Source organism: Bradyrhizobium sp. Arg816 (genome assembly GCF_029989365.1).
In the GTDB taxonomy this organism is placed as follows: domain Bacteria; phylum Pseudomonadota; class Alphaproteobacteria; order Rhizobiales; family Xanthobacteraceae; genus Bradyrhizobium.
In genome coordinates this window covers 1-20054 of record NZ_JAPRAQ010000048.1, presented here as the reverse complement: position 1 = coordinate 20054, position 20054 = coordinate 1, and the positions used below count along the sequence as shown (strand labels likewise).

General features: G+C 58.8%; 7 protein-coding genes and 6 pseudogenes. 5 read left to right on the top strand and 8 right to left on the bottom strand.

Annotation, left to right across the window (positions count from 1 at the left end):
* Nucleotides 1-126 (top strand): annotated as a pseudogene (locus tag OWC48_RS44970) (IS630 family transposase); the annotation flags it as partial.
* Between the two features lie 743 nt (nucleotides 127-869).
* Here the strand turns inward: OWC48_RS44970 and OWC48_RS44965 are convergent.
* The 3 genes and pseudogenes from OWC48_RS44965 to OWC48_RS44955 all read right to left on the bottom strand — a co-directional run bounded on the left by OWC48_RS44965 (nucleotide 870) and on the right by OWC48_RS44955 (nucleotide 5881).
* A complete protein-coding gene (locus tag OWC48_RS44965; RefSeq protein WP_282525775.1) occupies nucleotides 870-3974 on the bottom strand; it encodes an efflux RND transporter permease subunit in 3105 nt (1034 codons plus the stop codon).
* A 661-nt stretch (nucleotides 3975-4635) separates the two neighbouring features.
* Nucleotides 4636-5468 (bottom strand): annotated as a pseudogene (gene panC, locus OWC48_RS44960) (pantoate--beta-alanine ligase).
* A gap of 50 nt (nucleotides 5469-5518) precedes the next feature.
* Entirely contained in the window at nucleotides 5519-5881 is a 363-nt protein-coding gene (locus OWC48_RS44955; protein WP_282525774.1) for a hypothetical protein, read from the bottom strand.
* 3462 nt (nucleotides 5882-9343) lie between these two features.
* Between OWC48_RS44955 and OWC48_RS44950 the strand changes: the two are divergent.
* Both OWC48_RS44950 and OWC48_RS44945 read left to right on the top strand, forming a co-directional pair.
* Nucleotides 9344-9723, top strand: a pseudogene (locus tag OWC48_RS44950) (transposase); the annotation flags it as partial.
* 103 nt (nucleotides 9724-9826) lie between these two features.
* Nucleotides 9827-10758, top strand: a pseudogene (locus tag OWC48_RS44945) (IS110 family transposase); the annotation flags it as partial.
* Nucleotides 10759-11063: 305 nt separating this feature from the next.
* Here OWC48_RS44945 and OWC48_RS44940 read toward each other — a convergent pair.
* The gene (locus OWC48_RS44940) at nucleotides 11064-11852 is read right to left on the bottom strand and encodes a transposase (protein ID WP_404979930.1); all 789 of its coding nucleotides are present in this window, start codon (nucleotides 11850-11852) and stop codon (nucleotides 11064-11066) included.
* Between OWC48_RS44940 and OWC48_RS44935 the strand changes: the two are divergent.
* A pseudogene (locus tag OWC48_RS44935) lies at nucleotides 11851-12688 on the top strand (hypothetical protein). The gene OWC48_RS44940 and the pseudogene OWC48_RS44935 sit on opposite strands and share 2 nt — an antisense overlap.
* 368 nt (nucleotides 12689-13056) lie before the next feature.
* On the opposite strand, the gene OWC48_RS44930 reads toward OWC48_RS44935, so the two are convergent.
* From OWC48_RS44930 to OWC48_RS44915, 4 genes and pseudogenes are all read right to left on the bottom strand, one after another.
* A complete protein-coding gene (locus OWC48_RS44930) occupies nucleotides 13057-15519 on the bottom strand; it encodes an NEL-type E3 ubiquitin ligase domain-containing protein (RefSeq protein WP_282525773.1) in 2463 nt (820 codons plus the stop codon).
* A 346-nt stretch (nucleotides 15520-15865) separates the two neighbouring features.
* Nucleotides 15866-16372, bottom strand: coding sequence for a hypothetical protein (locus OWC48_RS44925; protein WP_282525777.1), 507 nt, complete (start codon nucleotides 16370-16372; stop codon nucleotides 15866-15868).
* A gap of 1138 nt (nucleotides 16373-17510) precedes the next feature.
* Nucleotides 17511-17738, bottom strand: a pseudogene (locus tag OWC48_RS44920) (ribbon-helix-helix domain-containing protein); the annotation flags it as partial.
* 587 nt (nucleotides 17739-18325) lie between these two features.
* Complete coding sequence (locus OWC48_RS44915) at nucleotides 18326-18481, bottom strand: hypothetical protein (protein WP_282525776.1); 156 nt, start codon at nucleotides 18479-18481, stop codon at nucleotides 18326-18328.
* 936 nt (nucleotides 18482-19417) lie between these two features.
* Here OWC48_RS44915 and OWC48_RS44910 point away from each other — a divergent pair.
* A partial coding sequence (locus tag OWC48_RS44910; RefSeq protein ID WP_282525772.1) for a DUF3422 family protein occupies nucleotides 19418-20054 on the top strand: 637 nt, incomplete at its 3' end.

Genomic DNA, 20054 nt, shown 5'->3' with positions numbered 1-20054 from the left:
CTGACGCTGCTGGCCGACGCGATGGTCAAGCTCACCGATCACGACAGCCTGTCAGGCGAGACTGTGCGCCGCCGGCTGGCCGAAAACGACCTCAAACCGTGGCGCAGGGACATGTGGTGCATTCCCTCGTAAGCGGAGGCGTACGGGAGGGCCGGAGATAGTCGTCACCGAACGACAGGATACCCAGCATCCACCCGAATGGCAGGCGGATCCGCCAGCTTGTCTCGATAGGGCGGCGTCAACCCGCAGCTTACAGCACGATCAGGGACAAAATGATCGTGTAGGCGAATTTCATCCAGCCCCGGCTGGAGCGAGGTCAAGGCATGGCCGCCGAGCGCAACGCCCGGCAAGAGAAGCAAGATGGGAAACACTCGTCTCAAACCGCCGGCACGCCCTTCAGATTGACGAGAAAGACGTAGACGTTGACGAAGACCTCAATGATGACCTGCGTTACCGGGCTTCTGACGACGACCGTTCTCGACCCGTTCGTCCAGGGAATTGAACTCGTGTCAATTAGTCCTAAAGGCGTTCAAACCAGCGTCATCTTTGTGAGCTAGCACCGCAACGCGATCAGACGGAAGCAAATAGTTGTCGTTTGAGAGCCCTGGGCATAAGTGGCAACGCCATCTTTTACAGGAGAGCATGAATTCTCTTCTCCCCGGCGAGGTCGAGTTTTAGCGTCCCGCTGCCGTGAAGTCCGGTGCAATTCACCTTAGCAGCCGCGTATCACCGACGTTGTTCTTCGCCGACCACCTGATGGTCGCCAAGCCCGGCACCACCGGCGTGAAGATCTCGATGCGTAAGGGAGCGTAAAGCGGTCGCAGGCTCCTTCGCGCACCACACTGAGCGAAGTTGGATTGGTTTTATCGTCATTGCTTGGCCATCTGGGCATCAGCAGCGCCGGTGAGGTCGAGCTCGGCAGCGGTCTTCGCGCGGCCGGAACTCGCATCGGCACGATGATCGGACGCGATCGCGACATAGACCGCCGGCAGCACGAAGAGCGTGAACAGCGTGCCCACAGACATGCCCGCGACTAGCACGAGCCCGATCGAGAATCGACTCGCGGCGCCAGCTCCCGTTGCGGTCATCAAGGGTATGAAGCCCGTGACCATCGCCGCAGTGGTCATCAAGATTGGACGCAGTCGGACGCGCGCCGCCATCTCTATAGCCGAGCGACGGTCAAGTCTCTCCTTGACCTGCAGCTCATTGGCGAACTCAACCATCAGGATCCCGTGCTTGGAAATCAACCCGACCAGTGTCAACAGTCCGATCTGGGTGTAGATGTTCATCGTCGCCCAGCCAAAGAATGGCGGGATCAAGGCGCCGACGATTGCCATCGGCACGCTGATCAGGATGATGAGGGGATCGCGCAGACTTTCGAACTGTGCCGCAAGCACCAAGAATATGATTATGAGTGCAAATGCAAAGGCAATGGCCAGCTGGTTACCCTCGTGCACATATTGGCGCGCGTCGGCAAGGAAGTCGTGGCTGAAGCCTGCGGGCAGTCTCTTTGCCTCCGCTTCCAGGAAGTCCACAGCCTGACCGATCGTGACGCCGGGCATCGGCACAGCCTGAAAGGTCGCGCAGTTGAGCTGGTTGTAGTGGGTGAGCGCGTTCGGATCGGTTGCAGTCTCGATGGAGACTACGGTGGACAGCGGGAGCATCGAGCCCGCCGCAGTCTTCACATAATAGCTCCCGATTGCTTGCGGCGCCAAGCGTTCCTCGCGCGGCACCTGCGGGATCACCTGGTAGGAGCGGCCCTGCAAATTGAAGCGGTTGACGTAGTTTCCGCCAAGTAAGGTGGCGAGCGCGTTTCCGATCGTCTCCATGGTGATGCCAAGCTCATTGGCCTTGGATCGATCAACCTTGATTCGTACCACCGGCTGGTTGAACTCGAGGTCGGAGTCGCTCACCATGAACAGACCGCTCTTCCGCGCGGCTTCCTTCAGCTGCGACATCTGCTCGTAGACGGATTGGAAGCCAAGCGTCGAATTGATCACCATCTGCACTGGTAGGCCATCCGAACCGCCCGGAAGTGGCGGCAAGCTAAAGGCAAACGCGTTGATGCCTTCGATTTTGGACAGCTCGGCCTGGACAAGGGACTTTAGCACGATCGATGATCGCTTGCGCTCGTCCCATGCCTTGAGCAACATGCCGGCCATGCCACTCTGCTGGCCGCCAACGCCATTGAGCACAAAGCTCAAATCAGTCTCTGGAAATTTCTGGAGCGCGTGTTCGAGCTTGGTGCCGTAATAGTCGAGGTAGTCGATATTGGCGTATCTCGGCGCCTTGGTTAGAGCGAATACGATACCTTGATCCTCCTCGGGCGCGAGCTCCTTGGAAGTATTCATATAGAGAAAGCCGACGAGGCCCAGCATGGTCAGCGCAAACAGGCCGGTAATCGGACGATAGTCGAGCGAGCGGTCGAGCTTTCGGCCGTACCATCGTGTCATGCTGCTGAACCCGCGGTTCACAAATCTTGCAAACCGCCCCCCCTCTGCGCGCCTCAGGAAGACCGAGCACATCATCGGCGACAGCGTCAAAGCGATCAAGCCCGACACGATTACCGCTCCCGCTAGCGTAAACGCGAACTCGCGGAACAGCGCACCAGTGAGGCCGCCGAGAAACCCGATTGGGGCATATACCGCAGCCAAGGTAATCGTCATGGAGACAACGGGCCCGACGATCTCGTGCGCGCCCCTTATAGCAGCCTGTAGAGGCGGCGCACCTTCTTCTAAATGGCGATGAATGTTCTCCACCACAACGATCGCGTCATCGACCACGAGACCGATTGCGAGAACCATCGCAAGGAAAGTCAGGAGATTGAATGAAAACCCCAGCGCCAGCATTATGCTGCAGACACCAACGAGCGAGAGCGGAATAGTGACCACAGGAATGATGACCGACCGCAGCGAGGCCAGGAATAGGAAGATTACCACCACCACGATCACGACGGCCTCGATGAGCGTCTTCTCCACTTCATCGAGCGACGATTGAATGAATTTGGTGGAGTCGTAGGCCACGTTCATCTTCAGTGACGGCGGCAGGTTACGCTCCATTTCTGGAAACAGCGCCCGAACGCCTCGCGCTATGGTTAGCGGATTGCCTTGCGGGCTTGCCCGAACGCCGACAAAGACCGCGTGCTCGCCGTTCATTGCGACGCTAGTGTCTGTGGTCTGCGCGGCAAGCTCGACCATCGCAATGTCCGCCATGCGCACAAAGCCACCGTCATTGGATTTGACGATCATGCGCTTGAAGTCATCGACACTCCGCAGATCCGTGTTTGCCGTGACATCGGAGATAGTGAAATAGCCCTTGGTCTGGCCGGCCGCAGCCTGGAAGTTGTTAGCGGCGATTGCGGCCGAAACTTCAGCCGGCGACACGCCGTGCCCTGCCATTTTCGCGGTATCGAGCCATAGCCGCATCGCAAAACTCTGGCCGCCCAGGATGTCTGCCGCTGCGACGCCGTCGACGGTTGACATAACGGGTTGCACAACGCGCGAGAGGTAGTCGGAGATCGCGCTGGCCGCCAGTTCCTCGCTGGAGAAGGCGATATACATGACAGCGGTGGCCTGACCGGTCGACTTAGTGACGACCGGATCGTTTGATTCCTTCGGGATTAAGTATTTGACTGAGTTGACCTTGGAGAGCACCTCGGTGAGCGCTTCGTTGGGATCAAAATTGAGCTTGATGTAGACTTGGATCGTGGAGGTACCGAGCACCGATGAGGAACTAATGTAGTCGACGCCCTCGGCGGAAGCGACTGCCTGCTCCAGGGGAGTGGTGATGAACCCCTGGATCATGTCGGCGGAGGCCCCAGGATAGGAAGTCGTGATATTGATGACCGTATTAGATAGCTTGGGATATTGCCGGATCGGCAGTACGGTGGCCGCGCGAAAGCCGATCAGTAAGATCAGGCAACTGACGACGACAGACAATACCGGACGTTTGATGAAAAGCTCGGTAAATGCCATCTCGACTCGCATTTCAAGAGAGGGATGCAAATTCGCCGGCAACGTACACCAGCGATGATCATCAATGCGGCGACTGTACTAAAGACCCCCAGCACAAGCGACGCGTTATTGGCTACTCTAAGGGCTCACACGCTAGCGCGCGGACGCCCTATCCTCCGCTTCCAGTTTCGTCGCTCAAATAAATGCTATTCCGCTGATCTGGTGGCTGATCGGGATCTCGATAGTGGCACCTTCTAGGAAGCTCCTGCCTTTTTTGCGTGCAACAAGATGTTCGTCTCAACACCTGATTGGAACGCGCCGACTTCTGGCAAGGCATCAGTTCAGACTTCGCACTGAGCCGCAGATCGAATGATCCAGGTTCGACATCGAAAGTACAAACGATCTAACCGGCGCTCAACTCTACAAAGGTAAGTGGGTGATATAGCATCGGCTGCAAAGCACTATACCAAGGTTTGTCGAATTGGCCGCTGATCGCCGCCGCCGGACACAAGGTTCATGGCCCCACATAGTCCGTGCGCACGCGCTGTGGCTTCGCTGACTCGCCGAACAAAGTCGTATCGGCGCTCGCCCTCTGCTACCAGCCTCGATACGCCTCTCGTAACAGTGGCTTGAGCGTTTCTTTCAACTCGATATACTGCGCACGGTTTGGCTACTCATTGCGCTACCGGGTTGGCAATGCCAGTATTACGTTGTCGACCAGCCGCATTGAGTCAACGTAGGCGGCCGCACAAAGCGCCGCGGCGCTCCGCAGTGGACTGTCCGCGGTTCTGAGCGTGTCACCGTCGACAAGTTCAAGATACTGCAGCCTGTCAACTGCCTCTAAATGCTTCTTCGCGACCGCAATCAGCTTTTCAACGTGGCGCTCTCCCGAGCGAAATTCATCGAGCGCTGCGGATAGTCCACGACTGATCGCAAGGGCCCGCTGACGCTCATCTTCGCTGAGATAGCGGTTGCGACTGCTCATCGCGAGCCCATCCTGTTCGCGAACGGTTGGTACGGTGACAATCTCGATCGGGAGATTGAGATCAATTACCATGCGACGTACGACTGCGCATTGCTTGAAATCCGTCTGCCCAAAGAACACGACGTCCGGCTGCACCATGTTGAACAACTTGCATACGACAGTCGCCACGTCGCGAAAATGTCCGGGCCTGAAGTCTCCGCACAGTGGTTTCGCGAGGTCGCCCGGTTCAACGAAGGTTTCGAAATGGCTCGGATACACTTCCTGTGCGTCGGGCGCGAAGAGATCGCAACACCGCGGCCGCGGCACAGTTTTTCATCGCGCAAGAAGTCGCGCGGATAGGTGCTGAGATCCTCATTTGGTCCGAACTGAGTGGGGTTGACGAAGATGCTTACGACGGTCACCTCGCATTTCGCCTGGCTCGCCGCGATCAGCGCCAGGTGGCCATCGTGGAGATAGCCCATTGTCGGCACGAATCTGCGGGATTTTGCAGGAATGCGGCAAAGTTCAGCGAACTTCCTGATTTTTTGCATTTCGAACTCTACATTAAATTGAGTTGGACGGCGCCCAGTTGTTTATTCGGTTATCGCTCGACCTTGAGGTGAGGCTTGCATTGTAGGCGATCGCAGCCTTGAGCAAGGCCACGCGCAGCCTGTCGTTCGCTCTTCATCGCTTTGCTGAAGGCATTCCGGAAGCCATCGGCGACCAGTCCGCCGGGATGTTGACGTTCATAGCGCCGCGCCGGCTCTGCCGAGTCCAGATAGCGCAATCGGTTTAATCCTAACCGCCGCCGGATAGGGCTGACGATCGCCGGCGACATGCCGACCTCGGTTGCGATTTGTTTCACCGGTGTGGCGCTGTCGTCGAACGCTCCGACGTCCGCGCACGTGGCAGCCAGGGTTTGGCTTGGCGATGAAAAATGTCTTATGGAGCGATCACGGTCCATCCATGCCTTCCTCGCGGAACGCTTGGCCACTTGGTGACGGTCTTCGCCGAAAATATTGAACTGCAGCGCGCTGCAGTCTTCGTCACGCCACCTACGATCCCGCTTGGCACTATGGCCTATCGGCCATTCGGCGTCAGAGGCGCATTCTTTGGGTATCCATTCGATCCTCACGGGGTACGCTAAAGATTCGACATCTTCAGCTTGCTCGTTCAGGGATGGACAACCTACCGAAAACTCACATCTAGTGGTCTCACAGACATCCTATTCGAACCAGCTGCCCCGCCCTGCGGCCCCTCTAGAAGCGCGCGTATGCGCGCAGCGATCTGCCGTGCTTCCTTCGGCTGCAGATTGGGCTTCATGCAATCGAGTATGGCTAGCATCGCCTGAACGTCGTCGATGTTAAATGTGGCGGCGTTGCGATCTGATGGTCCCAGAGACTGATCGGCGGCACGGGCTTGATTGGCCGCAAGCACCGCAAGGGCTTGCGACCGCAAGGACGTGATATGCCGCTCGAATATATGCATTTGTTGGCCTGAAGCTGCCCTGTGGGCATGGTGCCGCAAGCGCTGGTGGCCAACCCCCGCCACGAAGACTGGAGCCGGCCACCTTCGCTCCCGTGAGGCTCAAATTCTCAAGGCTATCAACTTGTATCTTCTAGAAGTACCGAAGGGCACCTACCAAAATCGGTCGGTCCCATCTCATCGGCTGCTCTCTAAGTTGGGTCTTTGCCCTGGAGAAATTGGAGACACCAGCATGTCCAGACACGTGCGCTTTCCATAAACAAGAATGACAGGCCAAACGCGCATGAGAGACGCGAGAATGTTGACGGAGTAAATCCAGACGGAGCGCGATAGAAGCAGTCTCTTTGGAAAGATTATCCGAGACCTCGAAAGCCACGACAGGGAGTACCGCGTTGAAGAATCGGCAACGCAGTCGGCGTCGTCGTCGCCACACATGGCGGACACAATTGCACCAAGACAACAGCGGACGGGCTTCGCAGGCAATCTCCTTCCCTTCCAGAGGGTTGGTGATGATTGATCGGAAGCAGTGCGGCGCGCTCGGCGCCGTTTGGTTGCACTGGAGCAGACGCTGTCCCTGCCCGCCCCAGCTGCTAGTTGAACTTGGTACTCGGCGCTCGGCCTCCACGGGGCAGCGCTGTCCCTGCCCCCCTAACCGGCTCCAAGCTCAGCTAGCGGAGGCAAGATGCTGATCGGGAGCTTATCGTTCGCAAAACGAGTAATATTGCCAGAACGAGACCTAACCCGTGAGTGGGAAGCAATGCGAACGCGGCTCGGCGCCTGACGGCCTGGGGGCAGCATGAGGCACGATCCCTGCCGCATCCGCGGCGCAATGAGCTTAACGGAAGCGTAACTCGGCACATGGTGGTCCTTCAGCTCATGCGCTGTCCCTGCCACGCCCCCGTTAAACCCAACGATTGTTTATCGGGGCTGGCTTACCGAAAGCTGACAGACCTGCGCAACAATTTACATAACGAAAAGCGGCCCATGTGGCCGCTTGCCGCCGAGAGCAATATCGACGTTTACGCCTCAGACGGTAGCCACTCGGCATGCTTGCGATCAGCGGCAGCCGCTCTGGGGCGACGCGCCGGATGGCGCGCAGCCAATCCACTGCACGTTTATGACTGATTGACCTCACGCACCCCAGTTCGTGCGGCTCTTTGACCGCGCAGGACTGGCCATTCGGATCGCGCATCAGTTGCTTTCGAACCCGGATACGTCGCGCCGCGGGGCGCGCTCCACGCTGGGTTCTCGTACCGAAGACGATTGTGTCCGTTTCGTCAAAATGCGCTACCAAGCCTCATCACGCCCATTAGCCGGTAAAGCGTCAAAACTAGACTCAATTGGCGAGTTCGACAGAAAGCAGCGCGGATGCGACTCGGCGCCTATATCCACCCCGGGAAGGTGGACAAATGCGCTATCTCTGCCGCATCCGCTTCGCCGGACAGCTAGGGGCGAGATGACTCGGCCCCCCATTGGAGGAAGGAAGGAGCTTTCCCTATCACGTGCCGCTGGCTCCGTAGTTAGCCTCGGGGGATCACAAGGCTAGCCCACCCGGCCTTCCCGTGAGACCCGTCGCCTCAGGGTACGGTGGGACCTTAGCGATAGAGCGTCCTCGGGTGACCTACCAGCATTGGTGGTCATGCACAGCAATCGAGAAACTGTTGGTCAAACAACGCGGATGGCGCGAGCTGGATGTCTTGCCGTCGTGAAGCCGCCCAAGTTAGGAACGCTCGTCGATCAAGCGGGGTGCCTTCTACGCGAGCGATCTTGCGTTCGCTGGACGCTCCCCACCCACCTGCGATGACGGGTTCACGCGTCGTCGATCTGTGAGGCGAAAGAATTCTTCTCAACATTCTTCGGGCACCAATGACGCGGATCCCCGACTGATTGGCCTCTGGTTTGAAGTATAGATTTACCTATTATCCGGCGTCCTTAGTTTGTTAGCGATGCAAACTGCGCGTCGAAAGGAGCTTGTAGCTGCGCAACGCTCCGGTAGACTATTTGATTTACGCGTTTACCTCTTCGCTCTCGCCAAAAATCTCGACTCATCGGTGATATCTGTACTTGCTGCAAAGGTCCGCTCGCCTGCCGGACCACAAAGGCGCGCATCAATCGGCGGGCGTTTAGCGGCACCAGCATACTTCGGCCTCCTCGGCAGCTTAGGCCGGGGCCGAGGAGGCTGTGACCTATCGGATCTAAGAGGGCGCAAGCCGACGTCGCTCATCGAGATCAGAGCCCCTGTCTATTGGGTGAAAGAGACGATCTCGGCGGCGCTCGGTATCGTTGGCAGCACCTCAGCTCATGATGACGTTGGCCAAAGAACGTGTCGGCCCACTTATGCAGCAGATCGCGATAGTTACGCACCGCAGCGTAACTGGCTGCCAGCCGTTCAGCGTCTCGAGGTTCTGGCTGACAGGAATCGACGAGCAGGGATCGGTTACGGCTCACCTGTTAGTGTTTTGAAGTATTCCGAGCCCGGAAGGTCTAGAACTAGAGGGAAGGCAGCGCGGGCCGGCCCTCCGCCCTATTCAAAGCGGCTCTGTAACTACCGGCTCCGCGCTGCCAGCGAAGTTAATGACGACGTGACTCGGCGCTCGTCGAAGAGGCCCTTGGAAAGCGCTGTCCCTATCACGTGCGCCACTAACTCCGCTCGCCAGCGTCACGGCACTGCAACGCTGCCACCTCGCACCCTTGAGCGGCTGCCCCAGGGCGCTCTGCCTTTTACCGTCGAGAAGTCCCGCAAGCCACCTGTCAGACTTAGTCGGTTGAGCTGGTTTACAAAGGAGAAGCTGGGTTGAAAAACGACTCGTTGTACCGACCACTCCTGCCCCGCCCTCACAGAAGGCACGGATCTGATTCGCAACTTCCGCATCATTGGGGCGCACGTGAAAGCCACCGGCCCTCTTTCAGGAACATCAAAAATTCAAAACCTGAAGGCGTTTCGCAGAATTCGTTCGCACGCTTTCTGACAATCGGCCGGGACTTGCTGACGAAAGCGGAGGCCGCCACGGTCGCGGCGATCGAAGTTGGCGTTCCAGCCTGGTCGATGCCCGCGAGATAATCACCGAATTCCACACGATGATCCGTCGCAAGGCCGACATGACGCTCGCTTCATGGATCGAGCGCGCCCGCGTTAGTCTCGTCGCTTCGTTCGCCAGCGGCGTGACCAAGGATGAAGCGGCGGTTCGGGCGGCAATTACTTCGCCCTGGTCGAACGGGCAGACTGAAGGTCAGATCAAACACCTCAAGCTCGTCAGTCGTGAGATGTATGGCCGAGGGAAAATCGATCTGCTTCAGGCCAGACTAATCGGCGCAGAATAATCGGAGCTGCATCAAAATTGATGGTGTGGAACGGCCCTTCGAACCGGCATCAAAAGTGCTAAACTGGTCGCCTGGGGAGGCGCCATAAAGGAAGGACCGTTCCATGGAGAAGATTATCACGGTGGGTTTGGATTTGGCCAAGTCGATCTTTCATGTTCACGGCATCGCCGAAAACGGGGAAGTCTTGGTTCGGCGCACGTTGCGGCGGTCGCAAGTGCTGCCGTTCTTTCGAGGACTCCCCGCCTGCTTGGTGGGTATGGAAGCTTGTGCGAGTGCACATCATTGGGCGCGCGAGATCGCGGCGTTGGGTCACTCGGTCCGCATGATGCCGCCAATCTACGTGAAGCCCTACGTCAAACGAAACAAGACCGACGTGGCGGATGCAGAAGCCATTTGTGAGGCGGTCACCCGCCCGACAATGCGGTTCGTACCGGTGAAGACCGCCGAACAACAAGCAGCCGGCATGATTTTGCGAACGCGAGAATTGTTGATGAGACAGCGCGGCCAGACTGCAAATGCACTGCGTGCTCATATGGCCGAATTGGGCATTATCGCGGGGACGGCATGGCAAGCATCGCTAAACTCCTGGTGCTTCTCCGGGGTGAGAAAGACAACCGGATCCCCGACGCCGCCCGCTTTGCCCTGATCCAATTCGCTGAACAGATTGAGCTGCTTACAACCCGCATAGAGAAGCTCGACAGAGAGATTTTGGTTGCCGTCAGAAAGGACCCCGATGCGAGGCGTCTGATGGGCATTCCGGGCGTCGGTCCTCTCATCGCGACCACCGTTCGGACATCGGTCTTGGATGCTCGCTGTTTTGCGACTGCACGAGATTTTGCGGCTTGGATAGGGCTAACACCAAGGGCACGGTCTAGCGGCGGGAAAGAAAGGTTCGGGGCGATATCAAAGCGTGGAAATCGGCAACTACGGACGCTCTTGATCGTCGGTGCGACCTCTATCATCAAGCTTGCTAAAAGAGGCTTGAAGGTCCCGCTCTGGGTTCGGACCATGCTGCAAAGACGGCCGGTCAAGGTCGTATCGGTGGCGCTCGCCAATAAGATTGCGCGCACCACCTGGGCCTCGCTGGTCAAAGGTGGCATCTATCAGGCGCCGACCGCAATACCGAAATCCTAAGAGCTCTCCGGCAGAAGAAGAAATCTGCCGAGGAGGCAAGGTGCAAATCTGGATGAATCCCGAATGACGACATTCCCGGTAGCAATCAGACCGCCTGACTCACTGCGCTTCGAGCGCGAGAAATTGATTGGGCGATTGCTTCCGCGGATATCATCGTGGCCAGCGGCCAGGTGCCGCGTTCACAGGCCGAACATATGACCGCACCGTCATCCCTTGTTCAACCAGAGAAAGATCTTGCAGCCCGGGCCGTTCCACATATGCGTCAGAGCCAATTTTGGACCGATCCCCCGGCTTAGGGGGTCAATATTGTTGCAGGCCGAATGACACCCAGCAGCCGATCTCGCCGCACTCGACCGAGAAACGTACTCGCCTCGGTGATGCAAAACCATCCGGACCGCCCGCTCGCCAGCCTTCAGTGACGAAGGCTTGATCTCGGCAAGCGGCGAACTCTGATCTGAGGCCGGCAAACTGGACCATTTTTGGCTAGAGTTTGCGCTGCGTAAATCCACCCGGCTGGGAGGAGCGACGACGATGAAGGCCTCAAAGTTTTCGGGCGCCCAGAAGGCGTTCATTTTGAAGCTCCACTGAAAGTCCTTGAAGCGGCGTGCGGGTTGATCAGTCTTCTCGGCCGTAGCCCGGGCCGCCGTCAGTTCGTCCGCGATCATGGCGAGCAGCCGCGTGTTGCGGGCGAACCCGAACAGATAATCCACGTGGTTGTCCTCGCACCAAGACATCAGCGGCTCGCGCGCAAAGGTATATCCTGTCCGCTGCGATAGGTACTGTCGATCGCGAGGGCCGAGAGGGTGAAAAAACTGGATTCGTCCCGCACCCTTGCACTGACCAATCCCGAAGATTGGAAGCTCGTCCTTGTAGGAGGTGTCCTTGGTCAGAAATGCCTTGAGGTCCCCATCAGAGTGAGAGGGCGGACGGGCTTCGCCATGACGGGTCGAAAAACGGAGGAGAGGCCTCCGGCGCCTGTCGTGGAGATGACCCATGACCCAAGTCGAAGTTTTGAGCGATGGCCGCGACCATGGCGGAGGCTACAAGGTGGACGTGACACGCGGGACGCGCGTCGGCCGAGTATCGTCGGAATGGTTCTCGCGGCCAGCGGACGAGCGCTATCTATCCCTGTCGGACCTCTATGCCGCAGTGCTGGACGGACCGAGCGAAGTCGGCCCCGAACCGTCGAGAGCGCTGCAATCCGGGTTGAGGCCAGCCGCGACGATGCCGAGCGCCTGGCTCTGGTGCTGCCTGGCTCTGACACGCCGATTGCACCGACCCACTGGAGTTTCGGCCAACTCGCCAGCCTGGTCGGAGCGCCAGCGGCCTACCTCCGGCAGCTTCCGGCACCGCTGGCCGGCATCAATCTGCAGTACGGCCTGACCTCCCATTCCGCCGAGCAGGTGAAGAGGCTCGAGATCGAAGACGGTCGCGTCGAGCTTCGCGCCGTTACGGGCCCCGAATATGGCCGTGTATTTGACCACGAACTCGTGGCGGCCGTTCGGCGCATCGCCGGCAACGGCACGGGCGACACACGCTGGAAGATCCCTGGCGTGCTCGACTGCCCTTCGTCAACGGCATTAAAGCCGCACGGCAAAAGATCGTCGCCCGCACCGACGACGACCGCAACGAATTCCTGCGCAAGCGCGGGTTCTCGAAGACCGAGACAGCGAAGATCATCGAAAAGGTGCTATCCGAGGAAGGGCGCAAGCCTGAGAGCGTATTTGATTTCGTGCAGGGCATCACAGCGGTTGCGCGCGGCAAGACCCATCAGGACGCACGACTCGATCTTGAGACGCGCGCGAAGAAGCTGCTCGATCGCGCAGCCTGATACCCGGAAAGCCGGAGAACACGGAACCGGTCGAAGCTCGTCCGCCCTCTGCAAAGGCTTCGTCCAGAGCGCCGGTGGACGCCGAACCAGCCGGCGTAATATCTCTCGTCGTGGCGTTGCTCTCCACCGCGAGCCTAGTGGTTCAGGACAACGCTGGCCTCTTCAGAATTTCAACAGAACCAGGGACATTCCTAGGGTTATCTCTATTGGGCTGTCAGCCCATGCTGGTTTCCAACAGTTGCTGCGAAGGTGATGAATTGCAGCTGCAGCGCGCCTCGTGCCTGCCACGTGCCTAATCCTGCCGACAGAACGTCTTCAACGAACGGCCCGTTCGGCGCGCCGGCATCCGCGCCGAGTGGACGGCCTCTTCACAGCTCAAGCGCATGATCCGCGAGCACCTGCCGCATCAGTGCGCCCTTGATCTCGCGGGCGATCTCGTCGCGAATCTGCGCTCCGAACTGCAACTCGGCATCGCTGTTTCCGGTCAGGTCATGGTCGGCGAGTCGCTGCTCGAGCCGGCTCGGAAACTCCCCCTCCATCGCCTCGGCGAGCCGGTTCTGCGTCTCTGCGTGGGCTTCGGGGGCAATCCGGCTCACCACCGTTTCCCAGGGCTGCCAGCGAGTTGCCAGAAAGTCGGCGAACCCCGCCGCTTCCTCATTCCGCACCTGCGTCTCGGCTGTGGTGAGGTCGAGCTCAGTGACGTACGAGATGTCATAGAACCGCATGTCCGGAGCGATGAGCTGCAGGTCCAGCCGGTCACGTAGCTTGACCTGATAGGCGAGATAGACCTCGATCTCATCGACGAACTGGAGTGAGTTGACCTTCTGACGGGCAATCGGCTCGAGTGCGCCCAGGCGGAACAAGACCCGGGCCTTCTGGATGAGTTCGCCGAGCCGATCGTCATAGGCCCCGTCCTCGACATCAGCGTTCAGGCGTGCGGTCTGCATGCCGTTCCAGGTCAGAGTGATGCGATCCTGGCAGCTCTCGCTCGCCCCGAAAGCCAACTGAAAATACTGCTCGCGCAATTGCGGTCTGATCGCAGCCTGCTGCAGATCCTCGGCGACGGCCTCCTGGAAATGAGGATTATCATAATTTACGGTGTTCCGGAGCCTATCGAGGAAGAGCGCGTATTCCGGCGCCCCCGCCTCGCCGGCGAAGTTTTGCCACGCGGCCATCACCTCCGGCTCCTCGTCCATCCAGTCCGCTACCACCTCGGCCAGCGACCGTTCCTGATCCACCGTCGTTCCCTCGCCCATCGAGAAGAAGACCCGCGGGCCGTCATAGCCCCGGGAATTCAGGGCTTCCGCCAAATTCGTACGCACCTGCTCGGGCAGCGGATTATTCTCCACATAAACCATGCACCCAAAACCTAGCCGGGTTAGCAGCGCCTGCGGCAGGCTGCTCAGCTGATTATTGCGTGCCTCTAGCACCTGGAGCTCGGTCGGGAGGGCCTCGGGTAAGCTGGTCAGCCTATTGCCGCCGACGTGAAGTCTCTGGAGCTCGGGGGGGAGGGTCTCGGGCAAACTGTTCAGCTGGTTGTCGCGCGCAAAGAGCACCTGGAGTTCGACGGGGAGAGTGTCGGGAAGGCTGGTCAGCCGGTTGCCATCGGCTTCGAGCTCTTGGATTTCAGGCGGGAGAGTGTTGGGAAGGCTGATCAACCGATTACCGCCGACGGCAAGTGACTGAAGTCCGGTGGGGAGGGCGTCGGGCAGTCTGGTCAACCGGTTGCCGCGGACGTCGAGGTCCTGCAGCCCATCCGGCAGGGTATCTGGCAGGCTCGTCAAGCGGCTACTGCCAACCGCGAGTGTCAAAAGGCCCACTGGAAGGTTTTCAGGCAGACTGGTCAGCCTGTTGCCCCCGATGGCAAGTGACTGAAGCCCGTTAGGGAGTGTGTCGGGCAGGCTGGTCAACCGGTTGCCGCTGGCGCCGAGCGTCCGCAGTCCAGACGGGAGGGTGTCAGGCAGGTGCACCAGCTCGTTGTCGCTCACGTCGAGCGACCGAAGCCCAGGCGGAAGGGCGGCCGGCAGTGTCGTCAGGGATAGATTTAACAGCTCAAGCCCTGCATGGACGTCGCCTGCCTCACTCCAGGCTTTTATTCGTCTTACAGCCTCTTCCCGGTCCTCGTCTTGCGACCGCCCTTCCTCCTCGGCCCACCTGTCCAGGATCAGGTCAAGCCGCGATTCCCTGAAGACGAGGTCTTCATGGTCCGTCGGACCGCTTGCGCGGCCCGGAGCCCCCGTTTGCAAGGCTATGGTCCACTGCGCTGCGGGCGGGGTGAGTCGGCGGCCTCCTCTAGAGGTATTGCCATCGTCCGGCCGGGGCTGTCGGCCCAGAATCGTTGCCCCCAAATTTTGCTCGGAATGATTTGCGGGGGACGTTGACGACTCCGGCGCTACATCACCGGCCTCCGCCCACGAATGCTCCTCCTGATCGACACTATGCGTCGGCCAATCGGCAGCTGAATCCATGGCGTGCCAATCATCTGTCAGACTGAAACTGCCATCCGGCAACTGGCCACCGCGATCCGCGGCCGCAAAAGGCGCATGCTGATCGTCTCGTTGAGAGCAGGCGAACGAATCCGACGGCGACCGCGAGGTGCCTTGTCGGACTACATCCTCGTGCGGCATTCCCAAACGATCCGCACCTCTGTTCGAAGCAACACAGAGCTCGCCGAGGCTAATTGAACTGGGGGGCAGGCGACCGTGAAGATGCAACTCATTCAGGTGCTGCTGAAACCCGGCTTGGTCTGCTGCCTGCTGCTGTTGCCGCCCATCGCAGTACGTCTGATCGACACGGGTCTCGAATGGGTTGAGGTTATTGAACGGATCCATCCCATTCTCCTTGTCAGATCTGAGCAGCTAACGCCGGTCTGGATAAGCACGTTCTCGCTAAGAGGCTTAGCTTTCTAGAAGCTGACAAGGAATCAGAATGATCGTAACTGTCCTGTAAGGCCTTCGTGGAGCGCTTATTGCTGGATGGATCATTGCAGTGACAGCTTGCGTATGTCTGCTACGCGGACTTGAGCCTTGCCAGCGTCGATCTCGAGGAAGACGTGCTCATACTCCGCGAGAGCAAGTTCAGCAGATTGCACCTCCCCCCTGCGTCCGGCAATCCGATCACTGCGCAGCTAGGCCGGACAGCAAAGATCACCTTGGCTTGACGGTGCGCAGCGTGGCGTCAAGTCCATCGTCTCACCTCGAAATCACCAGGCTTCAACCGCTGCCGGCGGTCCTTCCAAATCCCGTCCACCAGCATCCAGCGCCGCACCGTCTCAACGCTGAGATGCAAACCATGCCGCTCCGCCAGCTTCTCTGAAGCGTCGGACCAAACTCCACGTAATGAGTCTTGATCAGCGCCAGTGCTTCGCTCCGTACGATCGCCGGATCGGCGCGGTTGCTCGACCGTCTTGGTCGGCACGAACCGCATGTCGGCATCTCGCCCGAAAAGAGATTGCTGCGGACGAAGGATGGCGATGGGGTTACCCCCATCGGCACGCTCTTCACACGCATTGGCCGAGCGGTTCGATACAAGAAGTCCGATCTCGACGCATACATGAATCGAAACACCTGCTCCTCGACCACTAAGGAGCAGGCAAATGGCTAGCAAATCCAAGGCCACCGTTGCCGATCTCGGGCTCGTCGATTTCGAAACAAGCGAGTATTGCGAGCGCCAGAACGCAGTCATCGTGCGCAGACTCTTCCAACAGGATGGAGATATACGCGCGGTATACGCGCGGTCTCCATCGCGGAATGTAATCTCGCTAGCAGGTCTGGAAATCCCATTTTCATTTTCAGCCCAGATTAAGTCCGTGTGAAGCGCCGGGCGGCGGCAACGCGGGCTCCGGCGGTGCAGATCGAACAATGCGACCTTTCTCGTCGTGATCTACGATCGTTCTCTGATAGCGCGGAGATGGAAGTGAGAGCTAAAAGTCGAAAGGAATTTTCGCACTTTTGGCGCGTTCTGTGTCCGCGCCGAAAGCGTGCAAAACTAAATTGGCTGAGGCGGAAAAACGGTCTCATGCGGAAAAAGGCTCCTTTGACGCAGCCCAGTTAGACAATGTTGTTTCCTCATTGCTCTCCCCCAGGTAGCGTTCTGGGAGTTGTATTGCAGATGAAGCGAAATGCCGCGTTGGAAGCGGGACTGAACGAAAGAGGAAGTTGGCAGACTGAACGCCGTTGCGGGTACCTTGCCGCTCAAGCTGATTGCCAAGGAACTCGACCGCACCACAAGTGCCGTGCTCGCAAAGACCGCGGAAGAGAAGCTGTTCTTGACCACCCGCAGCGGGTCGGGCCGATGATCGTGAGCGCGAATTCCAAGCTTTCGGCGTCTCAGCGGCACGCGTTGGAGGCTGCAGCACTTGGCAGGGTCGTCCATGACAAGTTCCTAAAATTGAACTCTGGTCGCCGCCGGAGAGACCCGCGTGGCCTCAATGCTCAGAGAGCCTTTGTCGTTGAGCTCTGCGCGCCATCTCCATCCATTCCTGCCCAAGCTTCAGCCACGCCTTCCTGTCGACCTCGAGGGTCGCCTTTTCAGCCTCATCCAGGCAATTCCGCGCTTGATGCAAGTATCTGACAAAATCATCGTCGCCCATCGCGTCCAACGCGGCGGCGAAAAGAAGGTGCTAAATGAGGCCGCAGGACGCGCCTGAAGACCTCATTGAGGATAACCTCTAGTCCCCGGCTCATCCCCCTTCGAGCTGGCGCCCTTTCTTGCGCGACAAGCCAGGGGGACGGAGCGGCTCCGGCCTATCCCCCTTGCCCCCTGCAGCCGGGGCCGTCTCTCCGCCCTTGTCGTATCGGAGTATCCCATGGTCCTTCTGGGTGATCGCGTCAGCCGCGCGGTTCTTGAAGTAGCCGAGGACGTAGACGCGTATGGCAGACGACAGATTACCATGCTGCAGGTTGCGCTCGATCTCACTGGCTAGATCCGATAGCGACATATCGCGCTGGCGGGAAATCTCTTTCACAGCCGTCCAGAATGCCTCTTCCAGGCTGACGCTGGTCTTATGGCCGCCGACGAGGATGGATCGTTTCGCGACGGGCGATTTCATCGCTGTTCCTGGCGCTCGATGGCTTTGCGCTCGCTGCCGTTATTGCAATCATCATTTACGTGAAGCCTGCGCGCTAGCAGGCGGCGAGCCAACGTCCTTTCCGCCGCAGGCTGGGAGCCTTATGTCAGGCACGCGACCACCGCCAGAACGACATCTGCGCCGAAGCCTCCCGAAAAGATCGAAAACAGAATTCCGACACCAAGCGCAGATGCAACCACTTTGAGTGTAATCATTTGGGACTCCCCTCTTAATTCCAAAGTTCAGAGTGAGCGCGGTCTGTTTCCGGAGCGTTTCGAGACCTCGTCAAAACGGCTTCGTTAACCAAGGCGTTACATATCGGGAAAATCTGGCAATCTGGATGTCCTAATTTCAGGCGACCATGTCACATCGTCTGGCGAAAGGAACGCGGTCTAGGCATTGCCTTCGACTGACGCGGCAAAGAGACTTCAACCAACATTTGTTAGTGCCCCGACCACTTTAAGTTGGGAAAAACTGGCAGTGCGCGCGTTTTGATTCGCTGGCGCCGAACGGCCTCAGCATTCGGTGCCAGCCCGGGGATGCGCGAGGCCGTTTTCGCTTACATCTGATCAACTGTCTTTTAGCCGCACGTAAGTCCCGCTCTCGTGCAGCTCGAGCCAGCCGGCGCCGAATTCGGGCCCGGTGGCCTTGCAGCCATTCTTCGACAGAAACGGGTAATTGATCTTCTCGATGTGAATGCGGCCGTAGCTGCGTGATCCAGTCAACCTCACTCGACGTGACGTTATCAGCCCATCGCCGAGCCTTGCCCCCGGGGGTCCGGGCGCGGTCAGTCGCATGGCTTTGTATCGACAAATCCAAGCAGAGCGTGGCCGCTCAAACAATGGCAGCGGCCGGGCGAGCGATCACCTTGCCGAAAACAGACCCTTCCCTGTGGCCTGTGCCACGTGCGCATTCTGTCAGAATACAAGCGTGCTCATGTCTGAAACCCGCCTCCGACTGTCTTCGAAAGCCACATTGCGCAAAAAAGAAGCGAGAGTGCCCCTTCTACAGTGCTGGCCCAAATCCTGCACCGGCTCTCGGCGCCAGGAAGTTTGGCGACGGCAACAAGATGGGAGTCGAGTTTGGGCCTCGATCCGTCAATCGACAATGCGGTTGCCGCACCGGAGGTCGTTTGTCTGTACCACGCTGGGAGAACGGAAGAGTTCCTGCTTGCCACGGCCTCGCGCGCCATCGGTCATGCCACCGGAAAACTGCTTTCAGAAGAGGGCCGGCTTATCTTCACTTGCACGCGGCACCCCTTCGGTGGCGGGCGATGTCGGTGGGATTCGGAGATAAACAACCATGTCCACGTAAATCTAGGCATTCGTCGAACGGAGCCGCGCGCCACCGCCAAGGTCGCGGAACGGCTTGCTGGCGCACCGCTACACCTATTGAGCCACAATGCCGGCATTTTGCCATAGACACCGGACCATACGTTGATGGCGTCATTCGAAAGCTGGATGAGGCGGCTCCATCTCAATCTGCCTGGCCTGACCTTCCTCCCGCAAGACCTCTTTCCCGAGTTCAAGGCGGCCTCGGCAGTGATCGTCGACATGACTCGACCAGCAACCTAGCCGCGCGCAACCGTTTCCCAGCACCGCCATTGCCTCCCGCGTCAAGGCTGACGGTTGCCTGCTCACCCTGAAGCGAGGCGTCATTACGTGATCGATGAACTAGATCTGCGAACCTTCACGCCACATCCGCAACGCGACGCTGTGCTTGGCGAAGTGCACGCGCGCCCATTCACGCGCCTTGTTTCGCCCTTCAGCGTGATCCACTTGGCTTTTCTTGCACAGGGCGAGGCGGCCACAAGCGATCGCTGCCGTTTTATCGATTTTTGCCTCGATCGCAATCTTACGCCGCCTGAGCAATCGGCGAAACTTCACCAGATTGTCATCGGGCCCGCTACGCTACGCTGGGAGCAGCATTCGGAATTTACAACATTCACCTGGATCTGCTCTTACGCAAATTGTTCTGACGCAGACCATTTTGACAAAGTTGATGGCACCGTCCGATCGCTGATCCGCGCGTTGCGTCAGACCGGACAGTTGCTGGTCGCGATCAGGCTAGAAGTGGAGCGGGACGCCTCGCCGACCAGGCGGGCCGAACAGATTTTTGACAAGAACAGCCTGGCCATGGTTGCCACAAAGAGCGGCGCAGCCGTTGCCGCCTCAGACTTCCGCGTAGACGAAAAAGGCTTCACGAAAATCCTCGTCTGCGACCTCGGGTTGACGTCGCACGATCTCGGAGCGCTGGTGCAGCGGCTCCTGGAAATCGAGACCTACCGTCCATTGGCGC